We start from the raw sequence: 19,648 nt of genomic DNA, 5'->3' as shown, positions 1-19,648 counted from the left end.
ATGGTCATGACATGGCAACTGAACAACCAGCAATTACCCGCGCGACATTCGATGAAGTGATTCTGCCGATTTATGCACCGGCTGAGTTTATCCCGGTGAAAGGGAGAGGCAGCCGCGTCTGGGATCAGCAGGGCAACGAGTATGTTGATTTCGCAGGCGGTATTGCGGTGACGGCGCTGGGCCATTGCCATCCTGCGCTGGTGGACGCGCTGAAAACGCAGGGCGAAACGCTGTGGCACACCAGCAACGTGTTCACTAACGAACCGGCGCTGCGTCTGGGGCGTAAGATCATCGATGCCACCTTCGCCGAACGCGTGCTGTTTATGAACTCTGGCACCGAAGCCAACGAAACCGCCTTTAAGCTTGCGCGCTACTACGCAACCACGCGTCATAGTCCGTACAAAACCAAAATCATCGCCTTCCATAACGCCTTCCACGGTCGCTCGTTCTTTACCGTTTCCGTTGGCGGCCAGCCGAAGTATTCCGACGGCTTTGGTCCGAAACCTGCGGATATCATCCACGTGCCGTTTAACGATCTGCACGCCGTTAAAGCGGTGATAGACGATCACACCTGTGCCGTGGTGGTCGAACCCATTCAGGGGGAAGGCGGCGTCACGGCGGCCACCCCGGAATTTCTGCAAGGTCTGCGTGAGCTGTGCGACGAGCACCAGGCGCTGCTGGTGTTTGATGAAGTGCAGTGTGGGATGGGGCGTACCGGAGACCTGTTCGCTTATATGCACTACGGCGTAACGCCGGATATTCTGACCAGCGCGAAAGCGCTCGGCGGCGGTTTCCCGGTCAGCGCGGTGCTCACCACCCAGGATATCGCTTCCGCATTTCATGTGGGCTCACACGGCTCCACTTACGGCGGTAATCCGCTGGCGTGCGCCGTGGCGGGAGCGGCGTTCGACATCATTAATACGCCGGACGTCCTGAATGGCGTGAATGCGAAACGCGCCCTTTTTGTGAAACATCTTCAGCAGATTGACGAACAGTTTGATGTCTTCAGTGAAATCCGCGGAATGGGGCTGCTGATCGGTGCCGAGCTGAAGCCTCAGTACAAAGGCCGCGCGCGCGATTTCCTGCACGCCGCCGCGCACGAAGGCGTCATGGTGCTCAACGCCGGGCCGGACGTGATGCGCTTCGCGCCGTCGCTGGTGGTGGAAGACAAAGACATCGAAGACGGGTTAACCCGTTTTTCCGCGGCGGTGGCGAAGATCGTCAGAGGCTAATACGCGGTTCGTTTTAACCGGCGCGTTAACCAAATCCCGTGATGCGGACGCTGACGCCATGCCACCGACGAAATGGTGTGCATGGTGTTGAGATGCCCGAGAACGCGCTGTAAATGCTGCTCAAGGGTGCTCATCGGCCCGTGGGTCAGCGTCTCCGGCGCTTCCAGAATGTTCGAATCCCCTGACTCGCCCGGCGCGTCGTACTCCAGACGCTGCTGACAGCGCTGGAGGGCAATTTCACACGACTGCAAATAGCGCTGCGCCAGATCCGGCGTCAGCATGGTGTGCTCGCGCGCCAGCGTGGTCATGGCATTGATGTGTTCGACGATAAACTGGCTGTGCGTGACCCACAGCTTCATGTCTGCCAGATAGTGCGAGTTGAAGCCCGGCTCCTGCATGGCCTGGTTAAGGGAGTTGAACAGGGCATTATGCGCCTGGTTGACCTTCATGCGCTCGTAGGCCAGCGGAGACGGCTGCGGGTCGTCGCTCAGGATCAGGCGAATGGCCTGCTGATCCGCCTCCAGCGCGTCGTGGGCGTTTTGCCTCAGTAATCCACTTTGCCACTGCGGCCACAGCCAGACCATGCCGCCAAAGGCGATCAGGCAGCCAATCAGGGTATCGACCAGGCGGGCAATAATTAACTGATCGGCGTTGAGCGTAAGCAACTGCAGGGTGTACACCGCCGTTACCGTAAAGCCCACCGTCGCCCAGCCGTAGTTTTTACGGATGATCAGATAACTCACCATCGTAATCGCCAGCATGCCGACCAGCGTATACCCTTCCGGCACGTGGAAGTGCAACGTTACGCCCGCGATAATCAGCCCCGCCATCGTGCCGCCCGCCCGATGCAGAATGCGCACCCGCGTGGCACCATAGCCGTTCTGGGTGACAAACAGCACGGTCATTAAGATCCAGTAGGGTTTCGGCAGGTGCAGGGCCATTCCCATCAGGCTGGCGATGCTGAGCATGACGCTAATTCTTGCGGCGTTGCGCAGGGCGGAAGACTTCAGCGACAGGTAGCTTTTGAGCGCAGGCAGCAACGGCAGTCGTTTTTGCTTATCGGCCATCAGGTCCCGGGCATAAAGCGGGCGCTGGGTGCGCAACACCCGGGCGATGCGGCTGAAATGCCAGGCGGCAAACTGCCCGACCGGGTTATCCGCGTGCTGACGCGCAATCTTTTCCAGCGCGCCGAGCTGTTTGTCCATGTTAAAGCGCGTCGGATAGCGGTGATAGAGGATATCGTCAGCCAGCACCCGCAGGCGCGCCGCGACGGTCTGCGCGTTCCAGCGGATCACCGCTTCCGCATGGCTGCGCTCCACCAGCTTTTGCACCTCTTCCGGATTATGAAGGCTGACGGAAATATGCTCCTGCAAATCCAGCCCGACCTGGAAGGTACGCAGCAGCCGCTTATATTCATGATTTTTGTTGGCGGCAAGCATGTGCAACTGCTGATAGCACTGGCTGATCAGATCCACCACTTTTTGCTGGCGTGCCAGCAGCGGCGGCAGGGATTTTTCCGGGTCGGTATGTTGCGTGAGCAGGGTGTATTTTGCTTCACAGTATTCAGCAAGCTGCACGTAGAGCAGGCTCAGGGATTCGCGCAGCGGCTGTTCCCGCCACAACCAGAACCAGAACCAGTTAAACAGCCCGTACCACAGCGTGCCGAGGGCGTAGATCAGCAATGGCTCCCACACCGGCATATTGCCCGCAAGGCTTAAGGTGAAGATGGCGGCAATCAGCGACGCAGGAAGCAGGCGGGCGTGCAGCGAGCTGATTTCAGCGGTTACGCCAAGCGTCATCGCCAGCACGGTCAGGATCAGCGGCAGAGGAATGTCGCGGGCCAGTAAGAGTTGCACGGCAAGGCTACAGCCGGCAAACAGGCAGCCGCCAATAATCAGGCGTTTGAAAAAGCGTTTATGCGGGGTGTCCAGACCGGCAATGTTGCAGCAGGCGGGCACGAGGGAAAACAGCAGGCCTTGCTGAAGATGTCCGAGGATCAGGCCCACGGCCACGGGAAGACACAACACCAGCGTTTGTCGCAGTGCGTAGTTAACTTCCGGGTGATAGATCAGCCTGCGCCACATAAGGAGTAGAGACAAAAACGGCGTGCCACCCTGCGGCGGCACGCCGTCTGACCGGAATTAACGGGTCCCGTAAACCACGATGGTTTTACCGTGGGCGGAGATCAGGTTTTGATCTTCCAGCATCTTCAGGATACGGCCTACTGTTTCACGGGAGCAGCCGACGATCTGACCGATTTCCTGGCGGGTAATTTTAATTTGCATACCGTCAGGGTGGGTCATGGCGTCTGGCTGTTTCGCCAGGTTCAACAGAGTCTGCGCGATACGACCGGTCACGTCCAGGAAGGCGAGGTTACCCACCTTCTCAGAGGTCACTTGCAGACGGCGTGCCATCTGGGAAGAAAGACGCATCAGGATGTCAGGGTTGACCTGAATCAGCTGACGGAATTTCTTGTAAGAAATTTCAGCCACTTCACATGCTGTTTTTGCACGAACCCAGGCGCTACGTTCCTGGCCTTCTTCAAACAGGCCCAGTTCACCGATAAAATCGCCCTGGTTCAGATAAGAAAGGATCATCTCTTTCCCTTCTTCATCTTTGATCAGCACGGCCACCGAGCCTTTAACGATGTAATACAACGTTTCCGCTTTTTCACCCTGGTGAATCAGCGTGCTCTTTGATGGGTACTTATGAATGTGGCAATGAGACAAGAACCATTCGAGAGTCGGGTCTGTTTGCGGTTTGCCAAGCACCATGCGCTGTTATCCTCTGTTATAAGCTGTCACCAGAGTCATAAGATGCATCCGGACTCTGGGGTTGCAATCGAATTCTTACCCATACCTGGGAAGTCGGCTGTCGTAACGTTTCGCAGCCAGTAAAGTTTGATGTCCTCTGCATACATGTGTAACGTCAATGTATTACTGTAGCATCCAGAGTGTTTTAGCATAGCTTTCGCCGCGTGTCTCCTGGTGTCTCGCTTCAGCATGACGCAGGTCGCCTTCCGTTGCGAGAAATGTAACGTACACGTAATCTGTCATAAAAAATGCAACGTTGGAGTGAGTGAATATGCAAGCGCGTGTGAAATGGGTTGAAGGGTTAACGTTCCTGGGCGAGTCTGCTTCCGGGCACCAGGTTTTGATGGATGGCAACTCCGGCGATAAAGCCCCCAGCCCGATGGAAATGGTGCTGATGGCGGCAGGTGGATGCAGTGCGATCGACGTGGTGTCGATCCTGCAAAAAGGCCGTCATGACGTGACCGATTGTGAAGTGAAGCTGACGTCAGAACGTCGCGAAGAGGCGCCACGTCTGTTCACGCATATTAATCTGCACTTTATCGTCACCGGCAAAGAACTGAAGGATGCGGCGGTCTCGCGTGCGGTTGACCTGTCTGCGGAGAAATACTGCTCTGTGGCGCTAATGCTGGAGAAAGCGGTAAACATCACCCATTCGTATGAAGTGATCGAGGCTTAATTTTTGGCGGGTGGCGCTTCGCTTACCCGCCCTACAAAAGCACGCCCGTAGGCCCGGTAAGCGCAGCGCCACCGGGCAAAACAACTCACGCGATTTGCTTTCCTTCCATCAGCCGCTGCACCAGCGGCGTCATGATCAGCTCCATCGCCAGCCCCATTTTTCCGCCCGGTACCACTAACGTATTCATGTGCGAAATAAACGAACCTTGTAGCATCGCCAGCAGCCAGGGGTAATCGATGCCTTCCAGGTTGCGGAAGTGGATCACCACAAAGCTCTCGTCCAGGGAAGGGATGCTTTTTGCGGCGAACGGGTTGGAGGTGTCCACGGTGGGGACGCGCTGGAAGTTAATGTGGGTTCGGGAGAACTGCGGCGTCAGGAAGTTGATGTAATCTTCCATGGAGCGCACCACCGAATCCATTACCGCCTCACGCGAATGGCCGCGCTCGCTCATGTCACGCGTCAGCTTCTGGATCCACTCAAGGTTAACAATCGGCACCACCCCCACCAGCAAATCCACATGGCGCGCCACGTCGTGCTGAGGCGTCACCACGCCGCCGTGCAATCCTTCGTAAAACAGCACGTCAGTCGGTTCCGGCAGCGGCTGCCAGGGCGTGAACGTGCCGGGGACCTGGTTCCAGGGCACGGCTTCATCGTAGGTATGGAGATACTTGCGGGACTGCCCGGTGCCGCTCTGCCCGTATTCACGGAAGGTTTGCTCCAGCAGGCCGAAGTCATTGGCCTCCGGGCCAAAATAGCTGATGTGTTTACCCAGATCGCGCGCCTTGCGGATGGCCATATCCATCTCCGGGCGCGTGTAGCGGTGAAAGCTGTCGCCCTCTACCTCTGCCGCCCGTAAGTTAAGCTGGGCGAAAATCTTGCGGAAGGCGAGGCTGGTGGTAGTGGTTCCCGCCCCACTCGAACCCGTAACGGCAATAACCGGATGTCTGGCAGACATAGCAACTCCCTGACTGGAAAAGTGTAAGATCAGCCATGAAACGCGTTGCGGGGCATGATATTCACCGTCTCATGCAGTTCGGACCATACCAGCACCACGTCGCCGCTTTTAAGCTGGCGCTTCACATCGTTGACCTTTTGTTCAAGCGAACGTTCATGTTCACCATAATCGGTGCCTTCGCGCAAGACAAAGCTTTCAATCAGATTATCGAGCGTTTCGGGAGAGAGATCCTGCCAGGGAATAATCATTTTTTACCGTCCAGATAGGCCGTTAACCAGTCGGGTATACGCGTCTCAAGCCACATTTTTGGCCGACGCAGCGTGCCGCCAACAAAGCCCACGTGCCCGCCGAACTCGGTGAGCTGATACTCCACGTTATCCGGCAGATAGTCAGGGGCGGGGATCGAGTGATGATCCATAAACGGATCGTCTTTGGCGTGGATAATCAGCGTGGGTTTCGTGATTTGATTCAGTAAAGGCATGGCGCTGCACTGACGGTAATAGTCAATCGCATCGGCAAAGCCGTGAATTTTAGAGGTGATCAAATCATCAAACTCGCGCAGGCGCTTCACGCGTTTGAGCTGTTGCAGCGTCACAGGCAGCGTATCCGGATAGGCCTTAAGTTTACGTGCGGCGTTGGCTTTCAGCAGGTTGAGCAGATAACGCTGATAGACCCGCGAAAACCCCTTTTCCATATGATAACTGCACTGCTCCAGCATAAAGGGCGCAGAGACAATCACCGCCGCATCCAGCGGTACGGCGTCGCTCTCCTTCGCCAGCAGGCAGGCCAGCATATTCCCGCCCAGCGAATACCCCACCGCTGCCGTTGGTGCTTCGCCGAAATTGTCTCTTAGCCAGCGCAGGAACCAGGAGCCGTCCTCGGTTTCACCCGAGTGATAAATGCGTTTCTGACGGTTAGGCTCGCCGCTGCATCCGCGAAAATGCATCACCACCCCAAGCCAGCCGCGGGCTTTCGCCGCCTCAATGAGACCGTGTGCGTAAGGGCTGTGCAGGCTGCCTTCCAGGCCGTGAAACACCACCAGACGGGGCTTATGTCTGGCCCGATCCGGATCTTCGCTCCAGGCGAGATCCAAAAAGTCACCGTCCGGCAGGTCAATGCGCTGCCAGTGGGGGTTGAACTGCACCTTGCGGCGGATCAGGCGCGGCAGCATGGTTTGCAGGTGAGGGTTAGCCACACCGCGCATGGGCACGAACTCTGCGCTCTCTTCGGCTGCAATGTCGAAGTCTGAGGGAATGATTTGGGTCATAAGGGCGATGCTGATTCTTGTCAGAAATTAACTATACCTTCCGAATTGTACCCCGTTTAGCCCGTTTTTCCGAAACATGAACTGATCCCGATCACATTTCTTTACCTTGATTATTACTCTCAGGCTAATGATTACGTCCTACGCTTAATTGATGCCTTTCTCACCAGAGCGCACACTTTACTCAACGTTAAGCAAATCAGAATGATGTGCTGAATCAGGAGGTTAATAATGTTATCTGGGCAAACACCCACCCGGCAATGGAACACCCGACGCAGCGAGAAAGCGCGTCGTCTGGCGTCCGTACCGGTGCAGGGCAAGGTACTGCCAACCGGCGATCTTGTCGCCATGCTGGAAAAACTGATCGCACCAGGCGACAAAGTCGTTCTGGAAGGCAACAACCAGAAGCAGGCGGATTTCCTTTCCCGTTCACTGGCCGAAGTGAACCCGCAAATCGTGCACGATCTGCATATGATCATGCCGAGCGTGGGCCGCAGCGAACATCTGGACATCTTTGAGAAAGGCATCGCCCGCAAGCTCGACTTCTCCTTCTCCGGTACGCAAAGCCTGCGCATTTCGCAGCTTCTGGAAGATGGTCAGCTCGAAATCGGGGCGATTCACACCTACATCGAACTCTACTCACGTTTATACGTCGACCTTTCGCCAAATGTGGCGCTGATTGCCGGTTTTAAAGCGGACCGTAAAGGTAACCTCTACACCGGGGCGAGTACCGAAGATACCCCGGCGCTGGTGGAAGCCGCCGCGTTCCACGACGGCATCGTCATCGCACAGGTGAACGAGCTGGTGGACGACGAGTGCGACCTGCCGCGCGTCGATATTCCGGGCTCGTGGATCGATTACGTGGTGGTGGCGGACAAGCCGTTCTTTATTGAGCCGCTCTTCACCCGCGACCCGCGCCTGATTAAACAGGAACACATCCTGATGGCGATGATGGCGATTAAAGGCATCTACGCTGAACACCAGGTGCAGTCCCTGAACCACGGGATTGGCTTTAATACCGCAGCGATCGAACTGCTGCTGCCAACCTACGGCGAACAGCTCGGACTCAAAGGCAAAATCTGTAAACACTGGACTTTGAACCCGCATCCAACGCTGATCCCGGCCATCGAAAGCGGCTGGGTGGAGAGCGTCCACTGCTTCGGCGGCGAGCTGGGGATGGAAGAGTACATCCGCGCCCGTCCGGACGTGTTCTTTACCGGTGCTGACGGCTCCATGCGCTCTAACCGCGCCTTCTGTCAGCTGGCTGGTCAGTACGCGGTCGACATGTTTATCGGTTCCACGCTACAGGTTGATGGTTACGCTAACTCCTCAACCGTGACCCGCGGCCGTCTCTCCGGCTTCGGCGGCGCACCAAACATGGGCCACGATCCGCACGGTCGTCGCCACGCCACTCCGGCCTGGCTGAACATGATCACCGAGCCTGACCCGATGCAGCGCGGTAAAAAGCTGGTTGTGCAGATGGTGGAAACCTTCCAGGCGGGCGTGAAGCCAACATTCGTGGAGAAACTCGACGCCGTAGACGTGGCGAAAGCCTCCGGCATGCCGCTGGCGCCGGTCATGATTTACGGCGATGACGTCACCCACGTGCTGACGGAAGAGGGGATTGCTTACCTCTACCGGGCGAAAGATCTGGAAGAGCGTCGCGCCATGGTCGCCGCCGTGGCGGGTATCACCGATATCGGTCTGGGCGTTGACGCCAAACGCGTGGCGGAACTGCGCCAGAGCGGCAAGGTTGTGTATCCGGAAGATATGGGCATTCGTCGTACCGATGCCACCCGCTCTCTGCTGGCTGCGGGCAGCGTGGCTGACCTCGTTGAGTGGTCCGGCGGCCTGTATAACCCACCTGCGAAATTCCGGAGCTGGTAATGAAACTTCTGCCCCAGATCCAGGTTGAAGGCGGTGCCGAATGGCTGGCGCGAACCGCCACGCAGTGTCTGATTGACGAAGCACGTTTAAGCCCGAAGCCCGGTCTGGTGGACAGCCGGGGGAACGGCGCGCATCACGATTTATCGCTTGCGCTGATGGAGCGCTCCGCTCACAGCCTGACCCCCACGTTTCAGGCGCTGGCGCAACAGAGCTGGCAGCGTCCGGCGGATATTGCCCTCAGGCAAACCGTTGGCCGCCTGGGTCGTGAAGGCGAACGGCAGATGATGGCCGCTACCGACGGCGTGAACACACACCGTGGCGCGATCTGGGCGCTGGGATTGCTGGTGAGCGCGGTGGCGATGCTGGGCGGCGATGCCCGGGCGCAAACCGTCGCGAACACCGCCGCTCAGCTGGCGAAACTGCCGGATGACGCGGCGCCGAAAGTATTCAGCAAGGGGTTACGCGTCACGCACCGCTACCGTGTACCGGGCGCGCGTGAAGAGGCTCAGCAGGCGTTTCCGCACATCATGCAGCGCGCGCTGCCGCAGCTTCACCTCAGCCGTCTCAACGGCAGCAGCGAAACGCAGGCCAGACTCGACGCGCTGATGGCGATCATGACCTCGCTCACCGACACCTGCGTGCTGTCGCGCGCCGGCATGGAGGGGCTGGATGCCATGCAGAACGGCGCCCGTGCGGTGCTGAACGCGGGAGGATGCGCAACACTTGCGGGGCAGCAGGCGCTGGCGCGGTTAGACCGTCAGATGCTGACGCTTAACGCCTCGCCGGGCGGAGCCGCAGACCTGCTTGCCGCCACGCTGTTTCTTGACCGCGTCGAAACGCCCTATTCAAAGCATTAAGAGGATGTTATGGAAAAAATCACATTGACCGTGCCCGCCAGCCGCGAAGTAAGCGGCAGGGCGCTGGCAGGGGTAGTCGGTTCCGGGGATATGGAGGTGCTTTTCACCGCCGAACCGGGCCAGACCTTAATCATTGATATCACCACCTCCGTCGACAACAGCCGTGGGCGCTGGGAGGCGTTGTTCAATCGCCTGCAAACCGTCAGCAGCCTGCCCGCAGGTAAGCTGACCATCCACGACTTCGGCGCGACGCCGGGCGTGGCACGCATTCGTATCGAACAGGTTTTTGAAGGGGTGAACCATGCGTGATGACAGCAGCTTTATCGAATTAAAAGCGCGCCAGCGTGCGCAGGCGCTGCTCGACGACGGCAGCTACCGCGAACTGCTGGATCCGTTTGAAGGCATTATCTCTCCGTGGCTTGGGCCACAGGGGATTGTTCCTCAGGCCGATGACGGCATGGTAGTCGCTAAAGGGACCATCAACGGCCAGCCTGCAGTGGTGGTGGCGATTGAAGGCACCTTCCAGGGCGGCAGCATGGGCGAAGTGTCCGGTGCCAAAATGGCGGCGGCGCTGGAGCTGGCTGCGGAAGATAACCGCAACGGCATTCCGACTCAGGCGGTACTGTGCCTCGAAACCGGCGGCGTACGTTTGCAGGAAGCCAACCTTGGCCTGGCGGCGATTGCCGATATCCACGCCGCGATCGTTGACCTGCGTCGCTATACCCCGGTTGTCGGGATTGTCGCCGGGACCGTGGGCTGCTTCGGCGGGATGTCTATCGCCGCGGCGCTGTGCAGCTACCTGATTGTAACCCGCGAAGCGCGTCTTGGCCTCAACGGCCCGCAGGTTATTGAGCAGGAAGCGGGCATTGAAGAATATGACTCCCGCGACCGTCCGTTTATCTGGAGCATGACCGGCGGCGAAGTGCGCTATGAAAGCGGACTGGTGGACGCGCTGGTGGGCGACGGCGTGAACGCGGTGAAAGCCGCGATGAACGAGGCCATCGCCAAAGGCGTACCGGCGAAACATCGCACCGATAACTATGACGATTACCTGAACCGTCTGACGAATTTCGACACCCGCAAACAGGCCGATGCCGAACAGATTAAAGCGCTTTTTGCCCGGGAGGTGAAATGATGACTAACTCAATTAGCCGTGGCGAACTCTGGCTGGAAACTCTGGCCCCGAACGCGAAACGTCTGGAGGGGTTATGCCCGTCCGTGCAGGCGGCAGACGGCGAGCTGAACGGTGAAACGGTGCGCTTTGTCGCCGTGGTGCCGGACGCCAACAACCACTTCCCGCGCGCGGCGCAGGGTGAAGTCGGCCTGCTGGAAGGATGGACGCTGGCAAAAGTGGTCAGCGAAACCGTCGCCGCTGACGCCGATAAAGCCGTGAAGCGCCCGATTGTGGCGGTGATCGATGTCCCAAGCCAGGCCTATGGCCGTCGTGAAGAGGCGTTTGGTATCCACCAGGCGCTGGCCGGCGCCGCTGCCGCCTATGCCAATGCGCGGCTGGCGGGGCATCCGGTGATTGGTCTTATCGTCGGTAAGGCCATGTCCGGCGCGTTTCTGGCGCACGGCTACCAGGCCAACCGCCTGATTGCCTTCAACGATAAAGGCGTGCTGATCCATGCCATGGGCAAAGAGTCTGCGGCGCGCATTACGCTGCGTACCGTGGAGGCGCTGGAAAAACTGGCGGCAACCATTCCGCCAATGGCGTACGACATCAGCAACTACGCCACGCTGGGGCTGCTCTCCGACCTGCTGGATATCAGCAACCCGGATGCCCCTTCCGAAAGCGATCTGACGCGGGTGAAAACTACCCTGCAACAGGCCATCAGCGACGCTCGTCAGGACACCACGTTGAAAAACCGTCTGGGTGCTGACAACCGCCGCAGCTCGGCGCTCGTACGTGAACGTATGCGAGCCAGCTGGTAAGTAAAAAGAGACCTGCCAGATGCATTACCCCGTGGGCGCGCCCGTTGCGTCCACGCGGGAACCTGCATCCTGAAAATAATAAACATCGCGCCAGTGCTTAAACTTTTTTACTACAGGTGATTTATGACTTACGTAATTGTTCATGCTCTTGCACCGATTTTCGTCATCATGCTGCTGGGATTCTGGGCCGGTAAAGCAAAGATGGTCGATAACAAAAATGTTTCCCTGCTGAATATCTTCGTTATGGATTTTGCACTCCCTGCCGCGCTGTTCAGCGCCACCGTGCAAACCCCGTGGACCGGCATTGTGGCGCAGTCGCCGCTGATCCTGGTGCTCACCCTGGCGATGTGGATCACCTATGCGGCCATCTACTTCCTCGCCACCAAAGTCTTTAAAAAATCTCCGCAGGATGCGGCCGTACTGACGCTGACCGTCGCTCTGCCAAACTATGCGGCGCTCGGCCTGCCGATTCTGGGCAGCGTGCTGGGTGAAAGTTCTTCTACTTCACTCTCCGTGGCGGTCTCCATCGCCTGTGGTTCGGTGCTGATGACCCCGTTCTGCCTGCTTATTCTGGAGCGTGAAAAAGCGCGCGCCGAGGGCAATAACTCCGGTTCAACGCTTTCCATGTTGCCGGTGCTGATGTGGCGCTCCATTAAAAAACCGATCGTGATGGGCCCGCTGCTGGGTGTGATCCTGTCCGCTATCGGCATCAAAATGCCAGAGCTGGTACTGGCGGCGATTAAACCGCTGGGACTGTCCGCGACCGCTGCGGCGCTGTTCCTGACCGGGGTGATCCTCTCCGCGCGTAAGCTTCAGATCAACACCATGGTGATCACTTCCACTATCGCCAAGCTGCTGATCCAGCCAGCGATTGCCTGGGGTATCGTTTTAATCTTCGGTCTGCACGGCTCCGTGGCGATCACCGCCATCCTGATGATTGCGCTGTCTGCGGGCTTCTTTGGCGTGGTGTTCGGTAACCGCTTTGGCGTGCAGTCGCCGGATGCTGAAGCCGTGCTGCTGTTGAGCTCCATACTGTGTATCCTGTCGCTGCCGCTGTTTATCTCGCTGACTTCAGGAATGTAATCATGACCACAACATTACGCCCACACGACCTCATCTGGCTTACCGCGCGCGACGCCCTGGAAGGGATTACCGAATCCTGGGTAGACGCGGCCTGGCATACCGGGCTACCGGTAGTGGTGCGGCGTGATGTTGATAATGAAGGCCGTATTCCCGTTGGCGTGCGCGGATTGCGCCGCAACCAGCGGGCGGCCGGATGGGTGAAGCCTGAGAATGTGTTGCGCGTGGTGTCGCCCGAAGAGTTGAGCGTTGCCGCCGACCTGCTGCGTTCGCCGTTTGTCACTCAGCCGCCGGTTCAGGTGGCGCTTCAGCTTGCGCAGCAGTCGTGGCCGTGGACGTGGGGGATAACCGGCAGTACGGGTTACGCGCTGGCGACCGGCATTCCGGTGATCCACGCCGATAGCGATCTCGATCTGCTGATCCGCGCCCCGCGTACCGTTTCCCCTGAGGCGTTTACTGACTGGCAGGCTCAGCTCAGCCGTGCGTTGTGCCGGGTGGATACGCAGGTGGACACGCCCGAGGGCGGATTCGCGCTGGCAGAATGGTTACGCGACGGCAAAACGCTGCTAAAAACGCAATGTGGACCGCGCCTGGTAGCGGATCCATGGCACAGGGAGGAGTAATGAAAATACTGTTTACCTTTCCGGGGCAGGGCACACAGCACGAAGGTATGCTGCAAAACCTGCCGGGAACGGGGCTGGAGCAGGCCCGTGCTGTGCTGGGGGCGGAAGTCGATACCCTGGACAGCGCATCCTCGTTAACCCACACCCGTGCGGTTCAGCTTTCACTGCTGATTGCCGGCGTGGCCTGGGCGCGCGAGCTGGAACGTCGCGGCGTGTCGCCGGATATTGTCAGCGGTCTGTCCATTGGCGCTTATCCTGCGGCGGTTATCGCAGGCTCGCTGGACTTTACGGATGCGCTGAAGCTGGTGGCGCTGCGCGGTGATTTGATGGAGCAGGCGTATCCGCACGGCTACGGCCTGACGGCGATTATGGGGTTGACCCTGCCGCAGGTGGAAAACCTGATTCAGGGGTCTGGAACCTATATCGCTAACCTGAACGCCGAAACGCAGATCGTGATTGCCGGAACCGATGACGGTATGGCGCAGGTGGCGGAGCGCGCGCTGGCGAAGGGTGCAAGCAAGGCCAAACGGCTGGCGGTGAGCGTGCCATCGCACTGCGCGCTGCTGGCGGAACCGGCGAAGAAGCTGGCAGCGGCGTTTGAATCGGTCACGCTTTCCCGTCCCCGCTGCGCGTACCTGAGCGGCAGTACCGGACGCGTGCTCTGGCAGCCGGAGAAAATTGCCGACGATCTGGCAATGAACATGGCGCGAACCGTGCGCTGGCAGGAGGCGGTGATTTCCGCTAACGAGCGTGAAGCGCGGCTGGCGATTGAGATGCCGCCGGGAGGCATATTAACCTGCCTGACGCGGCAGGCGGCGTGGGAAGGCGAATCCATTTCGCTGGAGCGCAGCGGGGTGGACGTGGCGGTGCATCTGGCGGGGCGGCTTCGTGCGTGAGTTTTTTTGCCCGGTGGCGGCTGCGCCTTACCGGGCCTACTCCCGGATTGTAGGCCCGGTAAGCGTAGCGCCACCGGGCAATAACATCAGGCACTATCCTGCAAACTTCTGGCATACATCCGCCCTTCGGCGGCCAGCGCGCGCAGGCTCGGATCCTGCTCGCGGTTGCGGGCAAAGACAATCGCGATCAGCTGCTGCATCTGGTACGGCTCCGCCAGCTTCAACAGTTGCACGGAATTCTCGTAGACCTTCTTCATCCTTCCCGGCATCAGCGTAAAGCCGACGCCCGCCTGCACCAGGCTGAGCATCGAGAAAATATCGTTTACCCGCGTCACAATCTCCGGCTCGAAACCGGCAATATGAAACGCTTCCTGAAACCCGGCGTAAGTGGCGAACCCTTCCGCGAGGGCGACAAACTTCTGATCTTTATAGTCACGCAGATCGGCGGGGCCGCTGGTATTCAGCGTGGCAGAGGCTGGTGCGGCAAGGAAAATATCGTCATGGAACAGAGGAAGCACTTCGAGGCTGTTACGGTCGATATCGCTTTCGGAGATAGAGATTAAAATCGCATCCAGCGACCCCTCATCCAGCATATGGAGCAGGGTTTCGTTCGAGCCCATCGTCAGATCCATCTCCAGATCCGGACGGCGCAGCTTCATGCCCATTATCAGGCGCGGCACGGTTTCCAGCGTCAGCGAGTAAAGCGTACCGACGCGCAACCGTCCCTGGCCGATACCGGCAATCTTGCGCGACTCTTCCAGCCCGCGCTCCATCACCTGCATCACCTCCTGACAATACTCCAGCAGCGTCCATGCGGAGGGGAGGGCAATCAGGTTACGCCCTTTGTGAGCAAAGAGCGGGCAGCGGACGTTCTCTTCTAGGGTATGCAGCGCGCGGTGCACGCTGACACCGCTCAGGCCGAGCGTTTCGGCGGTACGTGCGATATTGCCCTTGTCCATGAACGTCATGAAGATGCTGAGCTTACGGAATGTAATCTCGCTCGTGGTATCGAAGCCCATAACCCTCCCGGCGTGTTAGTCGGCTTGCAGCATCGCTTCCAGCTGTTCCTGCGCGTCCAGCCATGCCATTTCGCACTCTTCGAGACTGGATTTGGTTTTCGCCTGCGTTTGCAGACAGTCCGTCAGCTCCGCTTTGCGGCTCTGATCGTACAGTTCGCTGTCGCCCAGCTTCTCTTCGACGGCGGCAAGCGTGGCGTTAAGCTTTTCCATCTCTTTTTCGAGACGGGTAATCTCTTTACGCAGCGGCTGAGTCTGGGTGCGCAGTTCCGCTTCACGGCGCTTCTGGTCTTTACGCGCCTGGGCGCTGTTGGCGTTGTCTTTCGCTGACTCTTCCGGCTGGTTTTCCTGCTTCTGCACGTCCGTCAACCACTGCTGGTAATCTTCCAGATCGCCGTCGAACGGCTCCACTTTGCCGCCGTGAACCAGATAGAGATCGTCGGTGGTGGAGCGGATCAGGTGGCGATCGTGCGAAACGACAACCAGCGCCCCTTCGAACTCGATCAGCGCTTCGGTCAGCGCCTGACGCATGTCGAGATCGAGGTGGTTGGTCGGTTCATCGAGCAGCAGCAGGTTTGGACGCTGCCAGACGATCAGCGCCAGCACCAGACGCGCTTTTTCGCCGCCGGAGAAACGCGCTGTATTTTCAGTCACCTTATCGCCCTGGAAGCCAAAGCCGCCGAGGTAGTCACGCAGCTTCTGCTCCATCTCCTGCGGCGCCAGGCGCGCCAGGTGCTGGATCGGCGATTCATCGGCGCGTAAAAATTCCAGCTGATGCTGGGCGAAGTAGCCAAGCTTGATGCCCTTTGCCAGCCCGATTTCGCCGCTGACCGGGTTAAGCTCGCCCGCCAGCAGCTTGATCAGCGTCGATTTACCGGCGCCGTTACGCCCCAGCAGACCGATGCGTGAACCCGGCACCAGGTTGAGCTTGATAGAGTCGAGAATAATGCGATCGCCATAGCCCGCGCTCACTTTTTCCATCTTCAGCAGCGGGTTCGGCAGGCTCTCCGGCTCGCGGAAGCTGAAGTGGAACGGGTTATCCACGTGCGCGGGGGCAATCATCTCCATGCGTTCCAGCATTTTGACGCGGCTCTGCGCCTGCTTGGCTTTTGACGCCTTGGCCTTGAAGCGATCCACAAAGCTTTGCAGGTGCGCCACGCGCTGCTGCTGGCTTTCATACATCGCCTGCTGCTGGGCGAGGCGCGTCGCGCGCTGGCGCTCGAAAGAGCTGTAGTTGCCGGTGTACTCGAACAGGCTTTGCTGTTCGATATGAATGATTTTATCCACCACCGGGTCGAGGAAGTCGCGGTCGTGGGAGATCAGAATCAGAGTGCCCTGATAGCTCTTGAGCCACTTCTCCAGCCAAATAACCGCATCGAGATCGAGGTGGTTGGTCGGTTCATCGAGCAGCAGGAGGTCAGAGCGGCAGATCAGCGCCTGCGCCAGGTTAAGGCGCATACGCCAGCCACCCGAGAAATCGCTCACCGGGCGTTCAAGCTGTTCGTTGCTGAAGCCCAGGCCGTGCAGCAGGCTGGAGGCGCGGGAGCGAATGGTCCAGGCGTCGATGGCGTCCAGCTTGCCGTGGACGGTGGCGATGGCGTGGCCGTCGTTGCGTTCGTTGGCGGCGTTGAGCTCCGCTTCGAGCTTGCGGTATTCACGGTCGCCGTCGATAACATAGTCGAGCGCCGGTTCGCTCAGCGCGGGGGTCTCCTGGTTTACCCAGGCGAGCTGCCAGTTGCCCGGGAAGGTAAAGTTCCCGCCATCCGCGCTTATCTCGTTTTTCAGCAGTGCCAGCAGGGTGGATTTACCGCAGCCGTTTTTGCCGACCAGCCCCACTTTCTGGCCCGGGTTGATGGTAGCAGTCGCGTTATCCAGCAGGACGCGCACGCCGCGACGAATTTGTAACGAGGAGAAAACAATCATAGAAGCGCCGTATGTTCCGACTATGTTAATTTGTCATTATGATAATGTAAGGTGTGGGCCAATTTCCCCACCGGGCCGCCATGGTAGCCCAAAACGACAACAATACACAAAAACAGAACCGGGAGGGGAGTGATGTCTCAGACAGCGAAAGTGCTGCTGCTGTATGCCCATCCGGAATCACAGGACTCGGTGGCAAACCGGGTGCTGCTTAAGCCGGCCACACAGCTCAGTAACGTAACGGTGCACGATCTCTACGCGCATTATCCCGATTTCTTTATTGATATTCCTTACGAGCAGGAACTGCTGCGTCAGCACGACGTGATTGTGTTGCAGCATCCACTTTATACCTATAGCTGTCCGGCGCTGCTGAAAGAGTGGCTGGACCGCGTCCTGAGCCGGGGCTTTTCCAGCGGGGTGGGGGGCAACCAGCTGGCGGGAAAGTACTGGCGGAGTGTCATTACCACCGGTGAGCCGGAAAGCGCTTACCGTCACGACGGGCTGAACCGTTACCCCATGAGCGACATTCTGCGGCCGTTTGAGCTGACGGCGGCGATGTGCCGTATGCACTGGATGAGCCCGATTATTATCTACTGGGCACGGCGGCAGGATCCGAAAGCGCTGGCGAGCCATGCCAGGGCCTATGGCGAATGGCTGGCGTCACCGATTCCGGCGGGAGGACGCTAATGGACGGTTCGAATTTACTCCTCGCCGGGGTGCTGTTTTTGTTTGCCGCCGTCGTCGCGGTCCCCCTTGCCGCGCGTCTCGGCATTGGCGCGGTGCTGGGCTATTTGCTGGCGGGGATAGCCATTGGTCCCTGGGGGCTTGGGTTTATCAGCGATGTGGATGAAATTCTCCACTTCTCCGAGCTGGGCGTGGTATTCCTGATGTTTATCATCGGGCTTGAGCTTAATCCGTCCAAGCTGTGGCAACTGCGGCAATCTATTTTTGGCGTCGGGGCGGCGCAGGTGTTGCTCAGCGCCGCCATTCTGGCGGGCCTGCTGATGCTGACGCAGTTTTCCTGGCAGGCCGCGGTGATTGGCGGGATCGGTCTTGCGATGTCGTCGACGGCGATGGCGCTTCAGCTGATGCGCGACAAAGGGATGAACCGCAACGAGGCGGGGCAACTGGGCTTTTCGGTGCTGCTGTTCCAGGATTTAGCGGTGATCCCGGCGCTGGCGCTGGTGCCGCTGCTGGCAGGCTCCGGAGACGATCATTTCGACTGGATGAAGATCTCCATGAAGGTGCTGGCCTTCGCGGGGATGCTGATCGGCGGACGGTTTTTACTGCGTCCAGTGTTCCGGTTTATTGCGGCATCCGGCGTACGCGAGGTCTTCACCGCCGCAACGCTGCTGCTGGTGCTTGGTTCAGCGCTGTTTATGGATGCGCTGGGGCTGTCGATGGCGCTCGGGACGTTTATCGCCGGGGTGCTGCTTGCGGAAAGCGAGTACCGCCACGAGCTGGAGACCGCCATCGATCCGTTTAAGGGACTGCTGTTAGGGCTGTTCTTTATCTCGGTGGGTATGGCGCTTAATCTTGGCGTGCTCTATACCCATCTGCTGTGGGTTATTGCGAGTGTCGCCGTGCTGGTGGCGGTCAAAACGCTGGTGCTGTATCTCCTCGCGCGGATTTACGGGCTGCGCAGCTCGGAAAGGATGCAGTTTTCCAGCGTGTTAAGTCAGGGCGGAGAGTTTGCGTTTGTGCTGTTTTCCACTGCGTCGTCTCAGAAGCTGTTCAAAGATGACCAGATGGCGCTGCTGCTGGTGACGGTCACGCTGTCGATGATGACCACGCCGCTGCTGATGAAGCTGGTGGACAAACTGCTGTCGCGCCGCCTGAATCCCGCAGACGATGAAGACGAAGCGCCGTGGGTGGAAGATGATAAACCGCAGGTGATCGTCGTGGGCTTTGGCCGCTTCGGACAGGTGATTGGTCGCCTGTTGATGGCAAATAAAATGCGCATTACGGTGCTGGAGCGCGATATCAGCGCCGTCAACCTGATGCGCAAATATGGTTATAAGGTGTACTACGGGGATGCGACGCAGCTTGAGCTGTTGCGCTCGGCGGGCGCAGAGGCTGCGGAGTCCATCGTCATCACCTGTAACGATCCGGAAGACACAATGAAGCTGGTGGAGCTGTGCCAGCAGCATTTCCCGCATCTGCATATTCTGGCGCGTGCGCGCGGACGTGTTGAGGCTCACGAACTTTTGCAGGCGGGTGTGAAACACTTCTCCCGCGAAACCTTCTCCAGCGCGCTGGAGCTGGGGCGCAAGGCGCTGGTTTCGCTGGGTATGCATCCTCACCAGGCGCAACGCGCCCAGATGCATTTCCGCCGGCTGGATATGCGAATGCTGCGTGAACTGATGCCTGTGCACAGCGACACGGCGCAGATCTCCCGCGTGCGGGAAGCGCGTCGCGAACTGGAGGAGATCTTCCAGCGTGAGATGCAACAGGAACGACGCCAGCTCGACGGCTGGGATGAATTTGAATAAAG

The 19,648-nt window shown here is 58.8% G+C and carries 19 protein-coding genes; 12 read left to right on the top strand and 7 right to left on the bottom strand.

Annotated features, from left to right (window positions below):
* The first annotated feature begins 11 nt into the window (after window positions 1-11).
* Window positions 12-1,232 carry a bifunctional acetylornithine/succinyldiaminopimelate transaminase gene (argD, locus tag ACQG2Q_RS23620; protein WP_176486846.1) on the top strand — a complete coding sequence of 407 codons (1,221 nt, stop codon included), beginning with the start codon at window positions 12-14 and terminating at the stop codon, window positions 1,230-1,232.
* On the opposite strand, the gene ACQG2Q_RS23615 is transcribed toward argD, so the two are convergent.
* Together ACQG2Q_RS23615 and crp are read right to left on the bottom strand one after the other, a co-directional pair.
* Entirely contained in the window at window positions 1,229-3,316 is a 2,088-nt protein-coding gene (locus tag ACQG2Q_RS23615; RefSeq protein ID WP_046620320.1) for a YccS/YhfK family putative transporter, read from the bottom strand. The genes argD and ACQG2Q_RS23615 overlap by 4 nt on opposite strands.
* A gap of 57 nt (window positions 3,317-3,373) precedes the next feature.
* A complete protein-coding gene (gene crp / locus ACQG2Q_RS23610; protein ID WP_000242758.1) occupies window positions 3,374-4,006 on the bottom strand; it encodes a cAMP-activated global transcriptional regulator CRP in 633 nt (210 codons plus the stop codon).
* A 310-nt stretch (window positions 4,007-4,316) separates the two neighbouring features.
* On the opposite strand from crp, the gene ACQG2Q_RS23605 reads away from it, so the two are divergent.
* On the top strand, window positions 4,317-4,721 hold the full coding sequence (locus ACQG2Q_RS23605) for an OsmC family protein (protein WP_022649609.1): 405 nt from the start codon (window positions 4,317-4,319) through the stop codon (window positions 4,719-4,721).
* 85 nt (window positions 4,722-4,806) lie between these two features.
* On the opposite strand, the gene ACQG2Q_RS23600 is transcribed toward ACQG2Q_RS23605, so the two are convergent.
* From ACQG2Q_RS23600 to ACQG2Q_RS23590, 3 genes are read right to left on the bottom strand one after another with little or no spacing between them, the layout of a single operon-like run.
* Window positions 4,807-5,676, bottom strand: coding sequence for a phosphoribulokinase (locus ACQG2Q_RS23600; RefSeq protein ID WP_003861663.1), 870 nt, complete (start codon window positions 5,674-5,676; stop codon window positions 4,807-4,809).
* Between the two features lie 29 nt (window positions 5,677-5,705).
* Window positions 5,706-5,924, bottom strand: a complete 219-nt coding sequence (locus tag ACQG2Q_RS23595; protein ID WP_003861664.1) for a YheU family protein — start codon at window positions 5,922-5,924, stop codon at window positions 5,706-5,708.
* Window positions 5,921-6,943 carry a hydrolase gene (locus ACQG2Q_RS23590; RefSeq protein ID WP_048966613.1) on the bottom strand — a complete coding sequence of 341 codons (1,023 nt, stop codon included), beginning with the start codon at window positions 6,941-6,943 and terminating at the stop codon, window positions 5,921-5,923. Before ACQG2Q_RS23590 ends, ACQG2Q_RS23595 begins: the two co-directional genes overlap by 4 nt.
* Before the next feature lie 228 nt (window positions 6,944-7,171).
* Here ACQG2Q_RS23590 and mdcA point away from each other — a divergent pair, with 228 nt between their 5' ends.
* From mdcA to mdcH, 8 genes are all read left to right on the top strand, one after another.
* The gene (gene mdcA, locus ACQG2Q_RS23585; protein WP_023298766.1) at window positions 7,172-8,827 is read left to right on the top strand and encodes a malonate decarboxylase subunit alpha; all 1,656 of its coding nucleotides are present in this window, start codon (window positions 7,172-7,174) and stop codon (window positions 8,825-8,827) included.
* Window positions 8,827-9,684 carry a triphosphoribosyl-dephospho-CoA synthase gene (locus ACQG2Q_RS23580; protein ID WP_022649605.1) on the top strand — a complete coding sequence of 286 codons (858 nt, stop codon included), beginning with the start codon at window positions 8,827-8,829 and terminating at the stop codon, window positions 9,682-9,684. Before mdcA ends, ACQG2Q_RS23580 begins: the two co-directional genes overlap by 1 nt.
* A 9-nt stretch (window positions 9,685-9,693) precedes the next feature.
* On the top strand, window positions 9,694-9,993 hold the full coding sequence (mdcC, locus tag ACQG2Q_RS23575) for a malonate decarboxylase acyl carrier protein (protein WP_022649604.1): 300 nt from the start codon (window positions 9,694-9,696) through the stop codon (window positions 9,991-9,993).
* A complete protein-coding gene (locus ACQG2Q_RS23570) occupies window positions 9,986-10,819 on the top strand; it encodes a biotin-independent malonate decarboxylase subunit beta (RefSeq protein ID WP_003861672.1) in 834 nt (277 codons plus the stop codon). Before mdcC ends, ACQG2Q_RS23570 begins: the two co-directional genes overlap by 8 nt.
* Entirely contained in the window at window positions 10,819-11,619 is an 801-nt protein-coding gene (gene mdcE, locus ACQG2Q_RS23565) for a biotin-independent malonate decarboxylase subunit gamma (protein WP_003861675.1), read from the top strand. The genes ACQG2Q_RS23570 and mdcE overlap by 1 nt, the downstream gene beginning before the upstream one ends.
* 123 nt (window positions 11,620-11,742) lie before the next feature.
* Window positions 11,743-12,702 (top strand): AEC family transporter, encoded by a 960-nt coding sequence (locus ACQG2Q_RS23560; RefSeq protein ID WP_023307100.1) that lies wholly within the window; start codon window positions 11,743-11,745, stop codon window positions 12,700-12,702.
* A gap of 2 nt (window positions 12,703-12,704) precedes the next feature.
* A complete protein-coding gene (locus ACQG2Q_RS23555; protein WP_045308974.1) occupies window positions 12,705-13,322 on the top strand; it encodes a malonate decarboxylase holo-ACP synthase in 618 nt (205 codons plus the stop codon).
* The gene (gene mdcH / locus ACQG2Q_RS23550; protein WP_063850306.1) at window positions 13,322-14,218 is read left to right on the top strand and encodes a malonate decarboxylase subunit epsilon; all 897 of its coding nucleotides are present in this window, start codon (window positions 13,322-13,324) and stop codon (window positions 14,216-14,218) included. Before ACQG2Q_RS23555 ends, mdcH begins: the two co-directional genes overlap by 1 nt.
* Window positions 14,219-14,304: 86 nt before the next feature.
* Here mdcH and ACQG2Q_RS23545 read toward each other — a convergent pair whose 3' ends face one another.
* A complete protein-coding gene (locus ACQG2Q_RS23545) occupies window positions 14,305-15,237 on the bottom strand; it encodes a LysR substrate-binding domain-containing protein (RefSeq protein ID WP_063850304.1) in 933 nt (310 codons plus the stop codon).
* Window positions 15,238-15,252: 15 nt separating this feature from the next.
* On the bottom strand, window positions 15,253-17,157 hold the full coding sequence (locus ACQG2Q_RS23540; protein ID WP_023298762.1) for an ABC transporter ATP-binding protein: 1,905 nt from the start codon (window positions 17,155-17,157) through the stop codon (window positions 15,253-15,255).
* Between the two features lie 132 nt (window positions 17,158-17,289).
* Here ACQG2Q_RS23540 and kefG point away from each other — a divergent pair, with 132 nt between their 5' ends.
* Window positions 17,290-17,841 (top strand): glutathione-regulated potassium-efflux system ancillary protein KefG, encoded by a 552-nt coding sequence (kefG, locus tag ACQG2Q_RS23535; RefSeq protein WP_058645869.1) that lies wholly within the window; start codon window positions 17,290-17,292, stop codon window positions 17,839-17,841.
* Window positions 17,841-19,646 (top strand): glutathione-regulated potassium-efflux system protein KefB, encoded by a 1,806-nt coding sequence (gene kefB, locus ACQG2Q_RS23530; protein ID WP_003861688.1) that lies wholly within the window; start codon window positions 17,841-17,843, stop codon window positions 19,644-19,646. Before kefG ends, kefB begins: the two co-directional genes overlap by 1 nt.
* Window positions 19,647-19,648: the final 2 nt, after the last annotated feature.

It is taken from the genome of Enterobacter cloacae complex sp. 370H10, assembly GCF_050031535.1.
Classification (GTDB): Bacteria; Pseudomonadota; Gammaproteobacteria; order Enterobacterales; family Enterobacteriaceae; genus Enterobacter; species Enterobacter intestinihominis.
Note: the sequence above shows the minus strand (reverse complement) of the source record. Positions and strands in the feature narration are given on the sequence as shown.

Coding starts and splice junctions, on each gene's coding strand:
- argD (WP_176486846.1), top strand. CDS start 12: ATGGCAACTGAACAACCAGCAATTACCCGCGCGACATTCGATGAAGTG.
- ACQG2Q_RS23615 (WP_046620320.1), bottom strand. CDS start 3,316: ATGTGGCGCAGGCTGATCTATCACCCGGAAGTTAACTACGCACTGCGA.
- crp (WP_000242758.1), bottom strand. CDS start 4,006: ATGGTGCTTGGCAAACCGCAAACAGACCCGACTCTCGAATGGTTCTTG.
- ACQG2Q_RS23605 (WP_022649609.1), top strand. CDS start 4,317: ATGCAAGCGCGTGTGAAATGGGTTGAAGGGTTAACGTTCCTGGGCGAG.
- ACQG2Q_RS23600 (WP_003861663.1), bottom strand. CDS start 5,676: ATGTCTGCCAGACATCCGGTTATTGCCGTTACGGGTTCGAGTGGGGCG.
- ACQG2Q_RS23595 (WP_003861664.1), bottom strand. CDS start 5,924: ATGATTATTCCCTGGCAGGATCTCTCTCCCGAAACGCTCGATAATCTG.
- ACQG2Q_RS23590 (WP_048966613.1), bottom strand. CDS start 6,943: ATGACCCAAATCATTCCCTCAGACTTCGACATTGCAGCCGAAGAGAGC.
- mdcA (WP_023298766.1), top strand. CDS start 7,172: ATGTTATCTGGGCAAACACCCACCCGGCAATGGAACACCCGACGCAGC.
- ACQG2Q_RS23580 (WP_022649605.1), top strand. CDS start 8,827: ATGAAACTTCTGCCCCAGATCCAGGTTGAAGGCGGTGCCGAATGGCTG.
- mdcC (WP_022649604.1), top strand. CDS start 9,694: ATGGAAAAAATCACATTGACCGTGCCCGCCAGCCGCGAAGTAAGCGGC.
- ACQG2Q_RS23570 (WP_003861672.1), top strand. CDS start 9,986: ATGCGTGATGACAGCAGCTTTATCGAATTAAAAGCGCGCCAGCGTGCG.
- mdcE (WP_003861675.1), top strand. CDS start 10,819: ATGACTAACTCAATTAGCCGTGGCGAACTCTGGCTGGAAACTCTGGCC.
- ACQG2Q_RS23560 (WP_023307100.1), top strand. CDS start 11,743: ATGACTTACGTAATTGTTCATGCTCTTGCACCGATTTTCGTCATCATG.
- ACQG2Q_RS23555 (WP_045308974.1), top strand. CDS start 12,705: ATGACCACAACATTACGCCCACACGACCTCATCTGGCTTACCGCGCGC.
- mdcH (WP_063850306.1), top strand. CDS start 13,322: ATGAAAATACTGTTTACCTTTCCGGGGCAGGGCACACAGCACGAAGGT.
- ACQG2Q_RS23545 (WP_063850304.1), bottom strand. CDS start 15,237: ATGGGCTTCGATACCACGAGCGAGATTACATTCCGTAAGCTCAGCATC.
- ACQG2Q_RS23540 (WP_023298762.1), bottom strand. CDS start 17,157: ATGATTGTTTTCTCCTCGTTACAAATTCGTCGCGGCGTGCGCGTCCTG.
- kefG (WP_058645869.1), top strand. CDS start 17,290: ATGTCTCAGACAGCGAAAGTGCTGCTGCTGTATGCCCATCCGGAATCA.
- kefB (WP_003861688.1), top strand. CDS start 17,841: ATGGACGGTTCGAATTTACTCCTCGCCGGGGTGCTGTTTTTGTTTGCC.